The 16,803-nt window shown below is 69.8% G+C and carries 15 protein-coding genes; 7 read left to right on the top strand and 8 right to left on the bottom strand.

Annotation, left to right across the window (positions count from 1 at the left end):
• Positions 1-95 precede the first annotated feature (95 nt).
• Together ACLJQZ_RS08070 and ACLJQZ_RS08065 are read left to right on the top strand one after the other, a co-directional pair.
• Positions 96-1,415: a PLP-dependent aminotransferase family protein gene (locus tag ACLJQZ_RS08070; protein ID WP_328645528.1), complete on the top strand. Its 1,320-nt coding sequence runs from the start codon at positions 96-98 to the stop codon at positions 1,413-1,415.
• A gap of 92 nt (positions 1,416-1,507) precedes the next feature.
• Complete coding sequence (locus ACLJQZ_RS08065) at positions 1,508-2,452, top strand: D-alanine--D-alanine ligase (protein WP_410619421.1); 945 nt, start codon at positions 1,508-1,510, stop codon at positions 2,450-2,452.
• Between the two features lie 177 nt (positions 2,453-2,629).
• Here ACLJQZ_RS08065 and ACLJQZ_RS08060 read toward each other — a convergent pair whose 3' ends face one another.
• The 8 genes from ACLJQZ_RS08060 to rpmH form a co-directional block, all read right to left on the bottom strand.
• Positions 2,630-3,628 (bottom strand): ParB/RepB/Spo0J family partition protein, encoded by a 999-nt coding sequence (locus tag ACLJQZ_RS08060; RefSeq protein ID WP_247059636.1) that lies wholly within the window; start codon positions 3,626-3,628, stop codon positions 2,630-2,632.
• A complete protein-coding gene (locus tag ACLJQZ_RS08055; RefSeq protein WP_410619420.1) occupies positions 3,625-4,548 on the bottom strand; it encodes a ParA family protein in 924 nt (307 codons plus the stop codon). The genes ACLJQZ_RS08060 and ACLJQZ_RS08055 overlap by 4 nt, the downstream gene beginning before the upstream one ends.
• Before the next feature lie 86 nt (positions 4,549-4,634).
• The gene (gene rsmG / locus ACLJQZ_RS08050) at positions 4,635-5,315 is read right to left on the bottom strand and encodes a 16S rRNA (guanine(527)-N(7))-methyltransferase RsmG (RefSeq protein ID WP_410619419.1); all 681 of its coding nucleotides are present in this window, start codon (positions 5,313-5,315) and stop codon (positions 4,635-4,637) included.
• Between the two features lie 1,657 nt (positions 5,316-6,972).
• Complete coding sequence (locus tag ACLJQZ_RS08045) at positions 6,973-7,533, bottom strand: protein jag (RefSeq protein WP_247059639.1); 561 nt, start codon at positions 7,531-7,533, stop codon at positions 6,973-6,975.
• Positions 7,534-7,563: 30 nt separating this feature from the next.
• Entirely contained in the window at positions 7,564-8,727 is a 1,164-nt protein-coding gene (yidC, locus tag ACLJQZ_RS08040; RefSeq protein WP_410619418.1) for a membrane protein insertase YidC, read from the bottom strand.
• A gap of 5 nt (positions 8,728-8,732) precedes the next feature.
• On the bottom strand, positions 8,733-9,068 hold the full coding sequence (yidD, locus tag ACLJQZ_RS08035) for a membrane protein insertion efficiency factor YidD (RefSeq protein ID WP_326956449.1): 336 nt from the start codon (positions 9,066-9,068) through the stop codon (positions 8,733-8,735).
• A gap of 5 nt (positions 9,069-9,073) precedes the next feature.
• Positions 9,074-9,508 carry a ribonuclease P protein component gene (gene rnpA, locus ACLJQZ_RS08030; RefSeq protein ID WP_410619417.1) on the bottom strand — a complete coding sequence of 145 codons (435 nt, stop codon included), beginning with the start codon at positions 9,506-9,508 and terminating at the stop codon, positions 9,074-9,076.
• 21 nt (positions 9,509-9,529) lie between these two features.
• Positions 9,530-9,673 (bottom strand): 50S ribosomal protein L34, encoded by a 144-nt coding sequence (gene rpmH / locus ACLJQZ_RS08025; RefSeq protein WP_247059643.1) that lies wholly within the window; start codon positions 9,671-9,673, stop codon positions 9,530-9,532.
• A gap of 606 nt (positions 9,674-10,279) precedes the next feature.
• Between rpmH and dnaA the strand changes: the two genes are divergently transcribed.
• The 5 genes from dnaA (at position 10,280) to ACLJQZ_RS08000 (ending at position 16,741) form a co-directional block, all read left to right on the top strand.
• A complete protein-coding gene (gene dnaA / locus ACLJQZ_RS08020) occupies positions 10,280-11,890 on the top strand; it encodes a chromosomal replication initiator protein DnaA (protein WP_247059645.1) in 1,611 nt (536 codons plus the stop codon).
• Between the two features lie 867 nt (positions 11,891-12,757).
• Complete coding sequence (gene dnaN, locus ACLJQZ_RS08015) at positions 12,758-13,891, top strand: DNA polymerase III subunit beta (protein ID WP_410619416.1); 1,134 nt, start codon at positions 12,758-12,760, stop codon at positions 13,889-13,891.
• Between the two features lie 34 nt (positions 13,892-13,925).
• Complete coding sequence (gene gnd / locus ACLJQZ_RS08010; protein WP_410619415.1) at positions 13,926-14,816, top strand: phosphogluconate dehydrogenase (NAD(+)-dependent, decarboxylating); 891 nt, start codon at positions 13,926-13,928, stop codon at positions 14,814-14,816.
• Between the two features lie 22 nt (positions 14,817-14,838).
• Complete coding sequence (recF, locus tag ACLJQZ_RS08005; RefSeq protein ID WP_326945429.1) at positions 14,839-15,993, top strand: DNA replication/repair protein RecF; 1,155 nt, start codon at positions 14,839-14,841, stop codon at positions 15,991-15,993.
• A 244-nt stretch (positions 15,994-16,237) separates the two neighbouring features.
• On the top strand, positions 16,238-16,741 hold the full coding sequence (locus tag ACLJQZ_RS08000; RefSeq protein ID WP_410619414.1) for a DciA family protein: 504 nt from the start codon (positions 16,238-16,240) through the stop codon (positions 16,739-16,741).
• Positions 16,742-16,803 lie beyond the last annotated feature (62 nt).

Raw genomic sequence — 16,803 nt, 5'->3', positions numbered from 1 at the left:
GTCAGGGGTCCTCGACAGGCCCCGGTTACACTCGATGGATCTACCGCTCCCGCGCGGGAGCGGACCGTGTCCACCGACCCCCGGGTGAATCGTCGATGACCGAGAACCGCCCCAGCAAGCCGCACAGCGGCCGTCAGAACCTCGACCCGCACCTCGAGCGGTATGCCGCGCGCACCGCCGGGATGACCGCCTCCGAGATCCGGGCCCTGTTCGCGGTCGCCAGCCGGCCCGAGGTGGTCTCCCTCGCCGGCGGCATGCCGAACCTGGCCGCGCTCCCGCTCGACACGCTCTCGGCGCAGGTGGCGGAGATCATCGCCGAAGACGGCCTGGTGGCCCTGCAGTACGGCTCGGCGCACGGCGTCCCGGCGCTGCGCGAGCAGATCTGCGAAATCATGGCGCTGGAGGGCATCAAGGCGCACCCGGACGACGTCGTGGTGACCGTCGGCTCCCAGATGGGCCTGGACATGGTCACGCGGCTGTTCTGCGACCCGGGTGACGTCGTGATCGCCGAGGGCCCGTCCTACGTCGGTGCCCTGGGCTCCTTCGCCGCGTACCAGGCGCAGGTCGTGCACGTGGCGATGGACGAAAACGGCCTGGTGCCGGAACTGCTGCGGGAGGCGCTGAGCCAGACGGAGAAGGCCGGCCGGCGCGTCAAGTTCCTCTACACGATCCCGAACTTCCACAACCCCGCCGGCGTCACGCTGGCCGTCGAGCGCCGCGCGGAGATCCTGGAGATCTGCCGCGAGCACGGCGTCCTGGTCGTCGAAGACAACCCGTACGGGTTACTCGGTTTCGACGGGCAGACGTACCCGGCGCTGCGCTCGACGGACCCCGACAACGTCGTGTACCTCGGCTCGTTCTCGAAGACGTTCGCGTCCGGTCTGCGCGTCGGCTGGGTGCTCGCGCCGCACGCCGTCCGCGAAAAGCTCGTGCTGGCCGCGGAGTCGGCGACGCTGTGCCCGCCGACCCTCAACCAGCTGATCGTGTCGCGGTACCTGGCCACGCACGACTGGAAGGGCCAGATCAAGAAGTTCCGCGAGAACTACCGCGAGCGGCGCGACGCGATCCTGTCCGCGCTCGACCAGTACCTGCCCCCGGGCTGCTCGTGGACGAAGCCGGACGGCGGGTTCTACGTCTGGGTGACGGTGCCGGAAGGCGTCGACACCAAGGCGATGCTGCCGCGCGCGGTGACCGCGCGGGTGGCGTACGCGTCCGGAACCGGCTTCTACGCCGACGGTTTCGGCAGCCGCCAGATGCGGCTGTCCTACTGCTACCCGACACCGGAGCGCATCCGGGAAGGCGTCCGGCGGCTGGCCGCTGTGCTGGAGTCCGAAATGGACCTCGCGCGCACCTTCGGTAACGTGAGCGCGCGCCAGATCCAGGGGCCGCCGAACCCGTCCCCCGACACGGTCTAGGTGGCTTTCGGGGGTTCCGGGTGGCAGAGCCCCCGGCCCGGGGCGAAGCCCCGGATGTCACAGTTTTTTAAACCAGCTAAGGAGTTTCCACGGTGGTCGACCGTACCGTTGCCGTGCTCGCCGGCGGGCTTTCGCACGAACGCGACGTCTCGCTGAGGTCCGGGCGACGGCTCTCCGCGGCGCTCAAGTCCGAAGGCCTCGGCATCGAGGAGTGGGACACCGACGCGGGGTTGCTGGAGCGCCTGCGCACGCAGCGCCCGGACGCCGTGGTCGTCGCGCTGCACGGCGGTGAGGGCGAAAACGGCTCGGTGCAGACGGTCCTGGAAATGCTGGACGTGCCGTTCGTCGGCACCGGTTCCCAGGGCTGCCGCCGCGCGTGGGACAAGCCGACGGCCAAGGCGCTCATCGAGAACGCCGGCTTCGTGACGCCGGGCTGGGTCGTGTTGCCGCACAGCACGTTCCGCGAGCTCGGCGCCCAGGCGGTGCTCGACGCGATGGTGGAGCAGCTCGGCCTGCCGCTGATCCTCAAGCCGGACCAGGGTGGCTCGGCGCTCGGCACGCAGGTGGTGCGCGAAGCGGCGGAACTGCCCGCGGCGATGGTCGGCTGCTTCGCTTACGGCGACACGGTTCTCGCGGAGCGGTTCGTAGCCGGAATCGAAGTAGCCGTGACGGTCATCGAGGGCGAGAACGGTCCCGAGGCCCTGCCCGCCGTCGAGATCGTGCCGGAGAGCGGCGTCTACGACTACACGGCCCGCTACACCGCCGGCCTGACGGACTTCTTCACCCCGGCCCGCCTCGACGACGCCGCGGCCAAGGCGGCGGCCGAGCTCGCCGTCGCCGCCCACCGCGTCCTCGGACTGCGGGACATCTCCCGGACCGACGCGATCGTCGCCGAAGACGGCACGGTCCACTTCCTCGAGGTGAACCCGTCACCCGGGCTCACCGAGACGTCGACGGTCCCGATGGCGATCGACGCGGCGGGCAAGTCGCTCGGCACGGTGTTCGCCGACCTGATCGGGCGCGCGATCTCCCGCTGACTCCTCGTACGCGAAAGGCCACTACGGAATTTCCGTGGTGGCCTTTTTCGCGGGGGCTCCGGGTGGCGGAGCCCCGACTGTCACAGCCTTTTGGTGTCGCGAGCGATCATCACCGGACGTGGTCGCCGCAACCGCGTGGAGCAATCATCACCGTGACGAAACCCCCTGGGGTGATCCCTAATCGGTTTCCGGTGTCTGATTCGCCCCATTCGCGTCGATGATCGAGACGATGCGCTCGAGATCGTCGACCGAGCCGAACTCGAGCACGATCCGCCCCTTGCGCCGGCCGAGGTCGACCTTCACGCGGGTGTCGAACCGGTCCGAAAGCCGGTTGGCGAGATCCTGGAGCCCGGGCGCCTGGATCGGCTTGCGCGGCGCGGGCTTCGGCTTGGCCGGCTTCTCGCTCTTCTTGAGCGTGACGGCTTCCTCGGTCGCCCGGACCGACATGCCCTCCGCGATGATGCGCGCGGCGAGCTCTTCCTGACTGTCGGCGTCCTCCAGGGACAGCAACGCACGCGCGTGCCCGGCGGACAAGACGCCCGCGGCGACCCGGCGCTGCACCGGCAGGGGGAGCTTGAGGAGCCGGATGGTGTTGGTGATGACCGGCCGGCTGCGGCCGATCCGGCTCGCCAGCTCCTCGTGCGTGACCGCGAACTCGTCGAGCAGCTGCTGGTACGCCGCCGCCTCTTCGAGCGGGTTCAGCTGGACGCGGTGGATGTTCTCCAGGAGCGCGTCGCGCAGCATCGACTCGTCGGCGGTCTGCCGGACGATCGCCGGGATCGCTTCGAGCTCCGCCTGCTGCGACGCCCGGAGCCGCCGCTCGCCCATGACGAGCTCGTACTCGTCGTTCCCGAGCTCGCGAACCACGATGGGCTGCATGAGCCCGAACTCGCGGATCGAGTGCTCGAGTTCGGCGAGCGCCTCTTCGTCGAAGGCCAGCCGCGGCTGCTTCGGGTTGGGCTTGATCGAGCCGACCGGGATCTCGCGGTAGACCGCCCCGGCGACCTCGCCGCTGTGCTGCTTCGCTTGGCCGTTCGCCGCGAACCAGCCCTTCTCGTCGGCCGCCTTCTTGTCCGCCGCCGACCCGTCACTGGGCGCGGGGAGGGGGCCGCCGGTGGGCCCGGTAGGGATGAGGGCGGCGAGGCCGCGCCCCAGCCCTCCTCTGCGCTCGGTCATGTGGAACTACCCCTTTCCATGAGTGCACCTCGCTCGGCGATCTCCTTCGCCGCGTCGACGTAGCTCAGCGCCCCGCGCGAGCCGGGGTCGTAGGCGAGCACGGTCTGGCCGTACCCGGGCGCCTCCGACACCTTCACGCTGCGGGGGATGACGGTCTTCAGGACAGTGTCGCCGAAGTGGTTCCGCACCTCGTTCGTCACCTGATCGGCCAGCTTGGTCCGGCCGTCGTACATGGTGAGCAGGATCGTCGAGACGCGGAGTTCGCGGTTGAGGTGCTGCTGCACGAGCTCGATGTTGCTCAGCAGCTGCCCGAGCCCTTCCAGCGCGTAGTACTCGCACTGGATCGGGATGAGCACCTCCTGCGCGGCGACCATCGCGTTGACCGTCAGGAGGCCGAGCGACGGCGGGCAGTCGATCAAGACGTAGTCGACGCCGATCTCGTCGAGGATCTCCGAGGAGATAGCTTCCTTGAGCCGCGACTCGCGCGACGCCATCGAGACGAGCTCGATCTCGGCGCCGGCGAGGTCGATCGTGGCGGGGACGCAGAAGAGGTTGGGGGACTGCTCGGTCGGCTGCGCCGCCTCGGCGAGCGTCACCTCGCCGATGAGCACTTCGTAGATGGAGGGCGTCCCGGACCGGTGGTCGACGTCGAGCGCGGTGCTCGCGTTGCCCTGCGGGTCGAGGTCGACGACGAGCGTCTTGAGCCCGTGAACGGCGAGCGCGGCGGCGAGGTTGACCGTGCTGGTGGTCTTGCCGACGCCGCCCTTCTGGTTGGCGACGGTCATCACGCGGCGACGGCCGGGCCGGGGCAGCGACCCTTCCGGGTGTAGCAGCCGAGCGGCGCGGGTGGCTTCTTCGGCGATCGGCGTCCAGCCCACGTCGTGGCTGGTCTCCGTGGAGTCGGACGGCGGGGGATTCACCGGTCTCGACACCTCCTCCATATAGACGTCTGGTCGATGGACGAGTCGCGTCGTTTCACGTGGAACACCGCGGCCCGTTGTCTGCGCTAGCGCTTCCTGCTCCGCGCCTGAGCCGTCTTCGACGACTGGCGACGGATCTTCACGACCGTGCTGGGGACCTCTAGTACTGCCACACCGCACTCCACGACCATCGGGTCGGCGCCGCCCGCCTTCCTGATGGCGGCACCGTCCCGCTCGATCTCGTCCGCCGCACTGGCGCCCTTGAGGGCGACCAGGAAGCCGTCGGGACGAACCAGCGGCAAGCACCAGTCCGCGAGCCGGGCCAGCGGGGCGACCGCGCGAGCGGTGACGATGTCGGCGCCACCGAGCTGCTCACGCACAGGCCGCTCCTCCGCGCGTCCACGGACGATGGTGATCGGGAGTTCCAGCTTCTCGGCCACCTCGGCCAGCCAGTCCACCCGGCGGGCCATAGGTTCGAGCAAGACGATATCGAGGTCCGGTCGCGCGATGGCGAGCGGTACACCCGGAAGCCCGGCCCCCGACCCGACATCGACGACGCGAGCCCCCTCAGGCATCTGCTCGCCGATCACCGCCGAGTTGAGCACGTGCCGTTCCCACAGCCGTTCGACTTCCCGCGGACCGATCAGCCCACGCTCAACCCCGTGACTCGCGAGGAGTTCGACATACCCAGCCGCTTGGTCGACGTGCGCACCGAACACTTGCTCCGCCGCGGTCCGCACCGCACCCGCGGCCTGCTCCAAGCTCACTCCGGCTACTCCTAGTCCGCGCGTTTCACGTGAAACGGCGCTCCAGCGATTGTCCCTGATGTCGACGTGAAAACGAGCCGACAGACCGCAGATGTGGACAACTCCACTCACCCAGCGGCCGGTTCCACGTGAAACACCACCTCACCGTCGCCGAGCCCGGTGCGCGTTCCACGTGAAACATCACGGCTGTAATTCACGCCGCGGCAACGAGCACCGCGGAGGGCGAGGCGCACCGCAGCGGCAGGGCGGCAGCCCTGGCACGGTGGCACACGGCAGCCGCGGCACGACCAGTCACGGCCACGACGCCGGGATGACCTCGGCACATCGCAGCACAGCGGCGCGACCGACAAGACGAACCGGCTGCAGCTGCGGCCGCGGCGGCAGTGGCGATAGCGGGGACGGTCCGTACTCCCGGCGGCGGCAGCAACGCGGCAGTGTGGCCCGACCACAGGCCCCTGGCAGATGCGACAGTCACGGCGGCCAGTCGCGGTGACGAGCGCGCCGCACAGCCAGTCAGGCCGGGGCAGGACGCGGTCCGACTGGCGCGACTGGTGGGCCGGCCACGACGAGCGGCCAGACACGATGACACAACGGGCGAGGCCGGGGCAGGGCGATCCTGGGCGAGGACAGCCGCGCAACGACCTCCCGCTGCGGCAACGGCAGCCCATACGGCAGCGGGTGACTGCAGCCGCGGCGATGGTCGTAGCGACTGAGCCGCAGCGCCGGTCACGGCACACGGCAGCGGCGAAGGGGCCCCGGCACACGAGCGACCACAGTCGCTACCGCGGCTGTGACGCGAAGCGAGATGCCCGCGGTTTCAGGGCGCCGGGGGCGGCGAACGCGGCGGCAGTACCGACGGATGATGAGGCGCCGCCGCGACCGCAACGGGCAGAGCGAGATGCCGCAATGGCGGGCGTGGCTGCCGCGCCAGGAGGTGGCGGGCGCGGCTGGCGCGACAGCAGGTGTGGGAGTGGCGGTCGGGTCCGCTGCCGGTGCACGGCCTGAGGTAACGGCCTGCGGCGATCGCCGTCGCGACCGCGGCAGTCGCGCCGGGCAAGCGGGAGCCGCCCCACAGCGGCAGCATTCGACCGTCGTGGTCAGACGGGGCGGCGAAGTGCACGGTGGTGGTCGCGGTGCGCGACGGTGCCAGCGCGAGGACGAGGGTCAGCTGGGCGCGTTGCCCGCCGGACAGCTTGCCCGCAGACGCACGGAACGGCGGCCCGTCCGCTACGGCGGTGCGGCACCGGCGACGCGGGCCGGGGCAAGCTGGGGGACCCGGTGATCCGTCAGGGCAACGCCGAACGGCCGGACCCTCCGCTCGTCCTGGAACGCCGCAATCGCGAGTCACCGGCGGCCGACGGCTTCGTCGGCTCGCCTGCCGGCGGTCGACCGCCCAGCGGAGGCCGGGGGCGAGGCGTGCCGAAGGACAAAGGCACCACGCCTCCCGAACGTCAGCGCGGGTGCGGCCGGGCGTGCCCCACCCGCGACAGGATGACCGCCTTCTCGTCCCACCGCAGCCGATGCCGAGCCGGGCAGCGTCAAGTCGTACCTGTGGTCGCCGTCGATACAAGTCCGATCCGCCCAGTCCGCTCGCTCCACAAGGGCACAAAAAAGCGGCCCGCCGGACCGAAGTCCGACGGGCCGCCGACGAAGTCCGTCAGGACTCCGGGAAGATCACCACGCGACGCTTGGGGTCTTCGCCCTCGCTCTCGCTCGTGACGCCCGAGACCGTCGCCACGGCGTCGTGGACCACCTTGCGTTCGAACGGGCTCATCGGCTGCAGCCGCACCCGCTCGCCGCTCGAGAGGACCGACTCCGCCGTCGAACGGCCGAGCTCGCGGAGTTCCTCGCGGCGGTCCGCGCGCCAGCCCGCGATGTCCAGCATGAGGCGGCTGCGCGAACCGGTCTCCTGCTGGACCGCCAGGCGGGTCAGCTCCTGCAGGGCCTCGAGCACCGTGCCGCGGGGGCCGACGAGCTTCTCGAGGTCCTCGCCGCCGTCGATGCTCACGATCGCGCGGCCGGCTTCCACGTCCAGGTCGATGTCACCGTCGTAGTCGAGCAGGTCCAGCAGCCGCTCGAGGTAGTCGCCGGCGATGTCGCCCTCCTGGACGAGGACGTCGTCGCCACCTCCCGCCTTCTGCTCGCTCTCCTCTTCGGTGGTCGCGCCCGCGGCCGCGTCGTCCTGATCGGCGTCGATCGTGTCGATCGTCTCCGACATCATTCGTCTCCTCTCCGAACCGGTCGCGCCTCAGCGGCGCTTCCGGCCCGACTTCCTGGTCGAGTCTTTGAGGAGCCCGGGCACTCCCGTGCCGTTCTCCGATGAGCCGTTCTGGCCGTTCGTGGCGACCGGGGTGGCCTCCGCCACCGTCGCGCCGTCCGCCTTGGCCGCAGCGACCTCGGCGGCCTTGGCCGCGGCGGCCTCCGCCGGCGTGGTCTGCGCGAAGCCGTGGGCCGAGCCGGCCTTGGTGACCTTCTTCTGCGAGCCGGTCTGGGCGGGCTGGTTCTTCTTCTGCTGGACGGGCTTCTGGCCCACCTTCGGCGCGGTCGGCTTCTGCCCGGGCTTCGGGCCGAGCGACGCGCGCTTCTCGGCGGCCTCCACCTTGCGAGCCGCCTCTTCCTTGTCGATCTTCGTGTAGACGAGGCGCTGCTGCATCAGGGTCCAGCCGTTGTTCGCCAGCCAGTAGAAGAGGAGGCCGAGCGGGAACAGCGCACCGAAGACGAGGACACCGAGCGGGAAGATGTACATCGTCAGCTTGTTCATGATCGCGGTCTGCGAGGTGGCCGACGCGGCGTTCTGGCGGGCCACCGAGTGCCGCGCGGTGAGGTGCGTGGCGATCGACGCGATGATCATGAGGGGCAGGGCGACCGGGAGCACGCTCCAGTGGAAGCCGACGTTCGCGGCGTTGCCCCCGCTGACGACGCCGACACCGTTGTAGACGGCCTCGCCGAGGTTGACGCCGAAGAGCTTCGCGTTGACGTAGGACTCGACGTCGTGCTGGGTGAAGAAGTAGTTCTCGGTCTTCGGCTTGCCGTCCGCCGGCATGATCGAGAACGCGCGCAGGACGTGGTTCAGGCCGATGAACACCGGGATCTGCAGCAGCATCGGCAGGCAGCTGCCCAGCGGGTTGACGCCGTGCTCCTTCTGGAGCTTCTGCATCTCCTGTGCCTGGCGCTGCTTGTCGTTCGCGTACTTCTTCTGGAGCTTCTTCATCTCCGGCGCGAAGTCCTGCATCTTCTTCATCGACCGGACCTGGTTCACGAACGGCTTGAACATGATGCCGCGGACCGTGAACGTCAGGAAGATGATGCCGAGGATCCAGGCGATCGCCGTCGACTCCCCGAAGACGAGCCCGAAGACCTTGTGCCAACACCAGAGGATGAAGGACACGGGGTAGTAGATGAAATCGAGCACTGCTGCTACTCCTCGATCGGTGTTTCAGGTCGTCGGTGGCGCCACGAGAACGTCTCGGGCACGGGGTCGCGGCCGGGCATGGTCCACGGGCCGCAACGCAGCAGCCGGCGCGCCGCGAGGTAGGAGCCGCGGCCGGCGCCGTGCCGGGTGAGGGCCTCGACGGCGTACGCGCTGCAGCTCGGGTAGAACCGGCACGCCGGCGGCAGGAAGGGCGAAATCGCCTTGCGGTAGAGCTTGATGGGGAGCAACAGGACCCACGCGACCGGACCGGGCCGCGTGGGCCCGGGCTCGTCGTCGTGGTCGTGCTCGTCGTGCACTGAGTGCTCGGGGGTGGCTCGCATACCGGTCACACCGCTGATCCGTGGTCGGGGGCCGCGTCCGCGGGACGCGTCGGGCTGGGGACATCCCCGGCCGGACGGCGCGACGACAGTAGTCCGAGCCGCCGCAGCGCGGCGTCGAGATCGGCCCCGAGCTCCGCGCTGGACGCGGTCGCGGACGGCGGCAATGCCCGTACGACCAACGCACTGCCGGCGGGCAGGGTTCCGAGCCGGGCCGAAACGAGATGACGCAACTTGCGGGACACCCGGTGGCGGACCACCGAGTTCCCCACGGCCTTGCTCACCACAAAACCCGCCCTGGTCGCCGACGGTGCATCGGCGGCCATGGACGGGTCCGTGGTCAACGCGTGGACGACGAGGCGGCGCCTGCCTGCCTTGGATCCGCGACGGAGAACCACGCGGAAATCCTCACTCCGCCGCAAACGTGCGGCAGCCGGCAGCACGGCGCGCCCCGACGTGCCGGATCAGGCCGACAGCGCTTCGCGGCCCTTGCGACGGCGAGCCGCCAGGATGCCCCGGCCTGCCCGGGTCCGCATGCGCAGCCGGAACCCGTGGGTCTTGGCGCGACGACGGTTGTTCGGCTGGAAGGTCCGCTTACCCTTGCTCACTGCTTCTCCTGTGTGTCGCTGTGTCGTCTGCCCACCCGCCGGAGAGGAACGGTCATCCCTCTCACCTGGCGTGTCGTGCGGGCGCACGGCAGTCTCTGGTGTCTCCTACCAACGTGTGGCCTCGTCACGACGAGCGACGACAACTAGGGCACGCGAAACGCGCCCGTCGCATACGGGAGACCTTACGAGGGTACGCACCCCCGACCGGCGCCCGGTAAGCACCCCCTCGGCCACCGCCGGTGACGGGCCGCGCGAGGCCCGTTCGTCGACGCCGCGGCATCGAATGGCAACACGCCGTACACCATGAAATGCTGGCGGCCCAGGATGCCTTGTGGCAGCGAGCGGGGCTTGTTAGCGTGCCTCTCTCGGGTCACCGGTCGAGGTGCACGAGTATCCGGGTGGTGGAGTGCCCACCGGCTTACGACGAGCCCGCAGGTGGCGTCGCCGCGGGTCGCCGTACATTAGTGCACAGCTGTGGACAACTATGTGGATATTCGCTGTGCCGGTACCCGGTCAGGTCCGCAGGGGGTCATAGGGCGGTGTGACCAGGGGCGTTCCCGGGCCGATCCGGCCGTACGCGCCGTCGAGGGGAGGGGAGCCAGCCAGGTGTCGGAGCACCAGCACAACCTGGGTGTCATCTGGGAACAGGTGGTACGCGAACTGTCCGACGGGACCCTGTCCCCCCAGCAGCGTGCCTGGATGCGCGTGACCCGCCCCATCGGCCTGCTCGACGGCACCGCGCTGCTCGCTGCCCCCAGTGACTTCGCGAAGGAAGCGATCGAGCGCGGCCTCCGCGGCGCGATCACCGACGCGCTCTCCCGGCGGCTCGGCCGCGCCATCTCGCTGGCCGTGAAGGTCGACACCGCCGAGACCCTCGCCCCGGTCGCCGCGCCGCGCTACGTCCCGTCACCCGCCCGGGTGGAAAACGGCGTGAGCGCCGAGCCGGCCCCCGCGCCGATGCCGGGCCCCGGCCCGATGATGCCGCCGCAGCGTCCCGAGCCCGCGCCGCCGATGCCGGCGCACCAGTCCGCCGGGCCGAAGCCCGACGACGGTGACGACACCGACGAGGAAGTCGACGAAGAGGGCGAAGCGCTCGCCGCCGTCCACGAGATCTGGCCGACGTTCTCCGGGCAGCCGATCGCCGGCCAGCCCTACACCGCGCCGGCGCAGCCGCAGACATCGAAGACGAAGCTCAACGAGAAGTACACGTTCGACACGTTCGTCATCGGCGCGTCCAACCGGTTCGCGCACGCGGCCGCGGTCGCCGTCGCCGAAGCGCCGGCCCGCGCGTACAACCCGCTCTTCATCTGGGGCGAGTCCGGGCTCGGCAAGACGCACCTGCTGCACGCGGTCGGCCACTACGCGCAACGGCTCTTCCCGGGCATGCGCGTGCGGTACGTCTCGACCGAAGAGTTCACGAACGACTTCATCAACTCGCTGCGCGACGACCGCAAGGTCGCCTTCCAGCGCCGCTACCGCGACATCGACATCCTGCTCGTCGACGACATCCAGTTCCTGGAGGGCAAAGAAGGTACGCAGGAAGAGTTCTTCCACACCTTCAACACCCTTCACAACGCGAACAAGCAGATCGTCGTCAGCTCCGACCGCCCGCCCAAGCGCCTCGAAACGCTGGAGGACCGGCTGCGGACGCGGTTCGAGTGGGGCCTGATCACCGACATCCAGCCGCCCGAGCTCGAGACGCGAATCGCGATCCTCCGCAAGAAGGCGGCGCAGGACCGGCTCGCGGTGCCGGGTGACGTCCTGGAGTTCATCGCCTCGCGCGTCGAGGCGAACATCCGGGAGCTCGAAGGCGCGCTGATCCGGGTCACGGCGTTCGCGTCGCTGAACCAGCAGCCGGTCGACGCCGGGCTGGCCGAGATCGTGCTGCGCGACCTCATCCCCGACTCGCACGCCCCGGAGATCACCGCACCCACCATCATGGGCGTCATCTCCGAGTTCTTCGACGTCTCGCTGGACGACCTGTGCGGCCCGGGCAAGACGAAGGCGCTCGCCACGTCCCGCCAGATCGCGATGTACCTCTGCCGCGAGCTGACCGACATGTCGCTGCCGAAGATCGGGCAGACGTTCGGCGGCCGCGACCACACGACCGTCATGCACGCGGACAAGAAGATCCGCAAGGAGATGGCCGAGCGCCGGCGCATCTACGACCAGGTGCAGGAGCTGACGTCGCGCATCAAGCAGCGCGCCCGCCAGTAGCCCGTCTTTCCTTACCTCCCAACGACTCAGGGGCGTCCACATCGTGTGGACGCCCCTGAGTCGTCTTTGGACTGCCTGAAGCACGCCTACGCCCGCGAAGCAGCGAAGCGCACGTACGCGCGCTTCGCAAAGTCGCGAAAATTGTTTGTACACAAGGAAGTTTCCCCATGGTGTGGGCAGTTTGCCCACAGCGTCCGCGGATCTCCCACCAGCGACGACCCGGAATCCGTCCACACCCCGCCCACAGGTGATCCACAAGAAATCCACACTGTTGTCCACGCTGATTCCACAGGTTGCCCACATTGTGTGCACAGGAGGGCCCAGTCACCCGGAAGAGCGATCCGGACCGTGCCGCGCACCCCCAGACCCTGGGTACAGAGGGCCCCACACCTGGGGACAACCGTGGGGATAACCGGGGACAACTGTGGACGGATCCGGGGCCGCTCGAAGTTGTCCACGGACGGCCCGATCTGTCCCCAGATCCACCACCATGGTTCTCCACATGCCCGCGAGCACTCCCACCTGCGCGAACGACCTCAATCCACACAATCCACAGGACTTACTACTGCTACTGCCTTTTAGATCTCTTCTAAGAGAGAAAAAGATAAAAACAGGCGGAGGACGAATCTGGGGACAACCGCGGGAGACTGTCGCCAAGTCGACAAAGTCAAGGGGAGGCCGAAGTGACGGCTGCCCCCGCGACGGCCTACCGTGGATGTCTGCACCTGGTCCGTGCTCCGGCCGCTGACGCGGAGGGCGGACCGGCCGGAGCGGGCAGCCGGTCACTGCCCCAAGCCAGAGCGAGGCCGGGCCGGCCCCGTCGCCCTGTCCGAGCCGAGTGGCTCGGGTCGTCGAAAGGATGCGCGCATGAAGATCCGCGTCGAGCGTGACGGGCTCGCCGACGCCGTCGCGTGGGTGGCGAGAAGCCTCCCCTCCCGGCCTCCCGTGCCGGTACTGGGCGGAGTCCTGCTCGACGCCGGTTCCGACGGCGACTCCGACGCGTTGACCGTGTCGGGTTTCGACTACGAGGTGTCCGCGACCGTGGGCGTCCCGGCGACGATCGCCGACGGCGGCCGCCTGCTGGTGTCCGGCAGGCTCCTCGCCGACATCACCAAGTCCCTGCCGAACCAGCCGGTCGAGATCGCCGTCGACGGCGCCCGCGCCACGATCACGTGCGGCAGCGCGCGCTTTTCCCTGCCGACCATGCCGGTCGAGGACTACCCGCAGCTGCCGTCCCAGCCCGCCTTCGCGGGTGAGCTCACCGGCGACGCGTTCGGCCAGGCCGTCACCCAGGTCGTCGTCGCCGCGGGCAAGGACGACACGCTGCCGATGCTGACCGGCATGCGGCTCGAGATCTCCGGCAGCTCGCTGACCCTCGTCGCGACCGACCGGTTCCGGCTCGCCATGCGCGAGTTCACCTGGCAGCCCGCCGAGGGCCTGGCCGACGCCGCGGTGCTCGTCCCGGCGCGCACGCTCGCCGAGGCGGCCAAGACGCTCGGCGCGAGCGGCGCCACGATCCGGCTCGCGCTGGCCAGCGGCGAGGGCCTGCTCGGCCTGTCCGGCTCCGGGCGCTACACGACGACCCGGCTGCTCGACGCCGAGTTCCCGCCGTACCGCCAGCTGCTGCCCGCGACGCACACGTCGCGCGCGGTCATCGAAGTGTCCGCTCTCACGGAGTCGATCAAGCGAGTTTCGCTGGTCGCGGAGCGGGGGACTCAGGTACGACTGGAGTTCGGGGACAACACGCTGCGGCTGTCCGCGGGCGGCGACGACGAGGGAAGCGCCGAGGAAGAGCTCCAGGTCGACTACGAAGGTGAGCCGGTGACGATCGCGTTCAACCCGGGTTACCTCGTCGACGGTCTCGGCGCCCTCCACAGCGACCGGGCGGAGCTGACGTTCACCACGCCGAACCGCCCCGCCCTCATCAAGCCGGCCGACGCCGAGGGCAACCTCATCCCCGGCTACCTCTACCTCCTGATGCCGGTCCGCTTGCCGGGCTGACCCACAACTTTTCTTTAGCACGTAAGGGGATCTCATGGTTCAGCTCGGTCTGATCGGCCTGGGCAAGATGGGCTTCAACATGCGTGAGCGGCTGCGCGCGGCCGGTCACGAAGTGGTCGGCTACGACCGCAACCCGGACGTCAGCGACACGACGTCGCTCGAGGACCTGGTGTCCAAACTGGACGCTCCGCGGATCGTCTGGATCATGGTCCCGGCCGGCGACCCGACGCGGCAGACCATCACCGAGCTGGGCAACCTGCTCGCCGAAGGTGACATGGTCATCGACGGCGGCAACTCGAAGTACACCGACGACAAGCTGAACGCCGAGCTGCTCGCCGCGAAGAACATCGGCTACGCCGACTGCGGTGTCTCCGGTGGCGTGTGGGGCAAGGAAAACGGCTACGGCCTGATGGTCGGCGGCACGGCCGCCGACGTCGAGCGCGCGATGCCGATCTTCGACGCGCTGCGCCCGGAAGGCCCGCGCGAGGAAGGCTTCTCGCACGCGGGCAGCGTCGGTGCCGGCCACTACGCGAAGATGATCCACAACGGCATCGAGTACGGCATGATGCAGGCCTTCGCCGAAGGCTTCGAGCTGCTCGAGGCCGCGAAGGTCGTCGACGACGTGCCCGCCGTGATCAAGGGCTGGCAGCGCGGCACCGTCGTCCGGTCCTGGCTGCTCGACCTGCTCGTGCGCGCGCTCGACGAGGACCCGGACCTGGACGACCTCGAGGGGTACGTCGAGGACTCCGGCGAAGGCCGGTGGACGCTCGAAGAGGCGATCAACAACGCGGTGCCGGCGCCGGTCATCTCGGCCGCGCTGTTCGCCCGGTTCGCCTCCCGCCAGGAGCACTCGGCCGCGATGCGCGCGGTCGCCGCGTTGCGCAACCAGTTCGGCGGGCACGCCGTGAAGAAGGTCGGCGGGTAGGTCCCGTCCGGGAAGGAACCACGTGTATCTGCGCCATTTGCAGGTCACCGACTTCCGCTCCTGGCCCCAGGCCGATCTCGCCCTCGAACCGGGGCCGACCGTGCTGGTCGGCCAGAACGGTCGCGGCAAGACCAACCTGCTGGAAGCGATCGGGTACGTCGCGACGCTGGGCTCGCACCGCGTCGCGACGGACGCGCCGCTCATCCGGCACGGCTGTGAGCGCGCGCTGGTGCGGGTCGCGGTGGTCAACGACGACCGCGAGCTGACCGTCGAGCTCGAGATCACCGCCGGCCGGGCGAACCGCGCGCGGGTCAACCGCGGCGCGGTCGGCCGGCCGCGGGACGTGCTCGGCATCCTGCGCACGGTGCTGTTCTCCCCGGAGGACCTGGCGCTGGTGCGGGGTGACCCGGGTGAGCGACGCCGGTTCCTCGACGAGCTGCTCGTGCTGCGCGCGCCGCGGTACGCCGGGGTTCGTGCGGACTACGAGAAGGTGCTGAAGCAGCGCAACGCCCTGCTCAAGACGGCAGGCAAGCGCCGGACCGGTCGTGAGGACCCGTACGCGCTGTCGACGCTCGAAGTCTGGGACGACCACCTCGCGGTGGCGGGCGCGGAGCTGCTGGCCGCGCGCCTGAACCTCGTCGCCGACCTCGGGCCGTACGCGGCCGCGGCGTACATGGGCGTCGCGCCGGACTCCCGGCCGGCGAAGATCTCGTACAAGTCTTCGCTGGGTGAGGGCCTGCCGGAGACGTACGGCGTGCCGGACGGCGAACGGGCGCAACCCGATGTCCTGAAGGACGTCTTGCTCAAAGCGCTCGGTGAATCTCGTAAAGCCGAGCTGGAGCGGGGGATCAGCTTGGTCGGCCCGCACCGGGACGAGCTGGAGCTGATCCTGGGCGAGGCGCCGGCCAAGGGTTACGCGAGCCACGGCGAGTCGTGGTCGTTCGCGCTCGCTCTCCGGCTCGGCAGCTACGAGCTGCTGCGCGGGGAGGCGGGTGAGCCGGTGCTCCTGCTCGACGACGTGTTCGCCGAGCTGGACCGCAAGCGCCGGGCCCGGCTGGCCGAGGTCGCCGCGAGCGCCGAGCAGGTGCTGGTGACCGCCGCGGTCGACGAAGACGTGCCCAGCGAGCTGGCGGGGAGCCGGTTCGTGGTGGCGGATGGTGAGGTCACGCGTGGCTGAACAGCGCAAACAAGGCGCTCCAAGATCTACTCGACCACCCGGTGTGACCGCTGACACAGGAGTTACCCACCGATCTGGGGACAAACCTGTGGACAGTGTGGATAAACCGGTGCCCGGGTTATCGCCGCGCGTGACCAAAAGGCCGGATCGGCCGCTTGACACCCCCCGCAAGGGGGTTAACCCGGCCGGGGACGCCACGCCGAGTACGCAGAGTGAGAAGTCCGCTGCTCCGAACGGGGCGGCGATGACGGGCCGGGACCTCGCGCACGCCGCGCTCGAGGCCGCGAAAGCCAAGGCCAAGGAGCGGGGCGTCCCGCCGGGGCACCGTCGTCGCGTGGCCAGTAGCGGACAGAACCCCCGGCGCCGCCGCTGGTCGGGACCGGGTGCGGACGCGCGTGATCCCCAGCCCCTCGGCCGGCTCGTCTCGCGGCTCGTCAGCGACCGCGGCTGGAACGAGAGCGTCTCCGGCGCGCGCGTCTTCGCGCAGTGGGCGCGCCTGGTCGGCGAAGACGTCGCGGAACACGCCCAGCCGGTCGCGCTGAAAGACGGCGAGCTCACGGTCCGCGCCAGCTCCACGGCGTGGGCCACCCAGCTGCGGTTGCTGCAGGGAAAGCTGCTGGCCAAGATCGCGGCGGGGGTCGGAAACGGCGTGGTCAAGCGCATGCGGATCCAGGGTCCGATGGCCCCGAGCTGGCGGAAAGGGCCCCGGCACGTGTCGGGTCGCGGCCCGCGTGACACGTACGGCTGACCCGGGTTGCGCGTTGCTCGGTTGAATGCCCCGAGAACGCATCCAGACGCGCTGAAATACGT

This window comes from Amycolatopsis sp. cmx-8-4, assembly GCF_046548675.1.
Classification (GTDB): domain Bacteria; phylum Actinomycetota; class Actinomycetes; order Mycobacteriales; family Pseudonocardiaceae; genus Amycolatopsis.
Note: the sequence above shows the minus strand (reverse complement) of the source record. Positions and strands in the feature narration are given on the sequence as shown.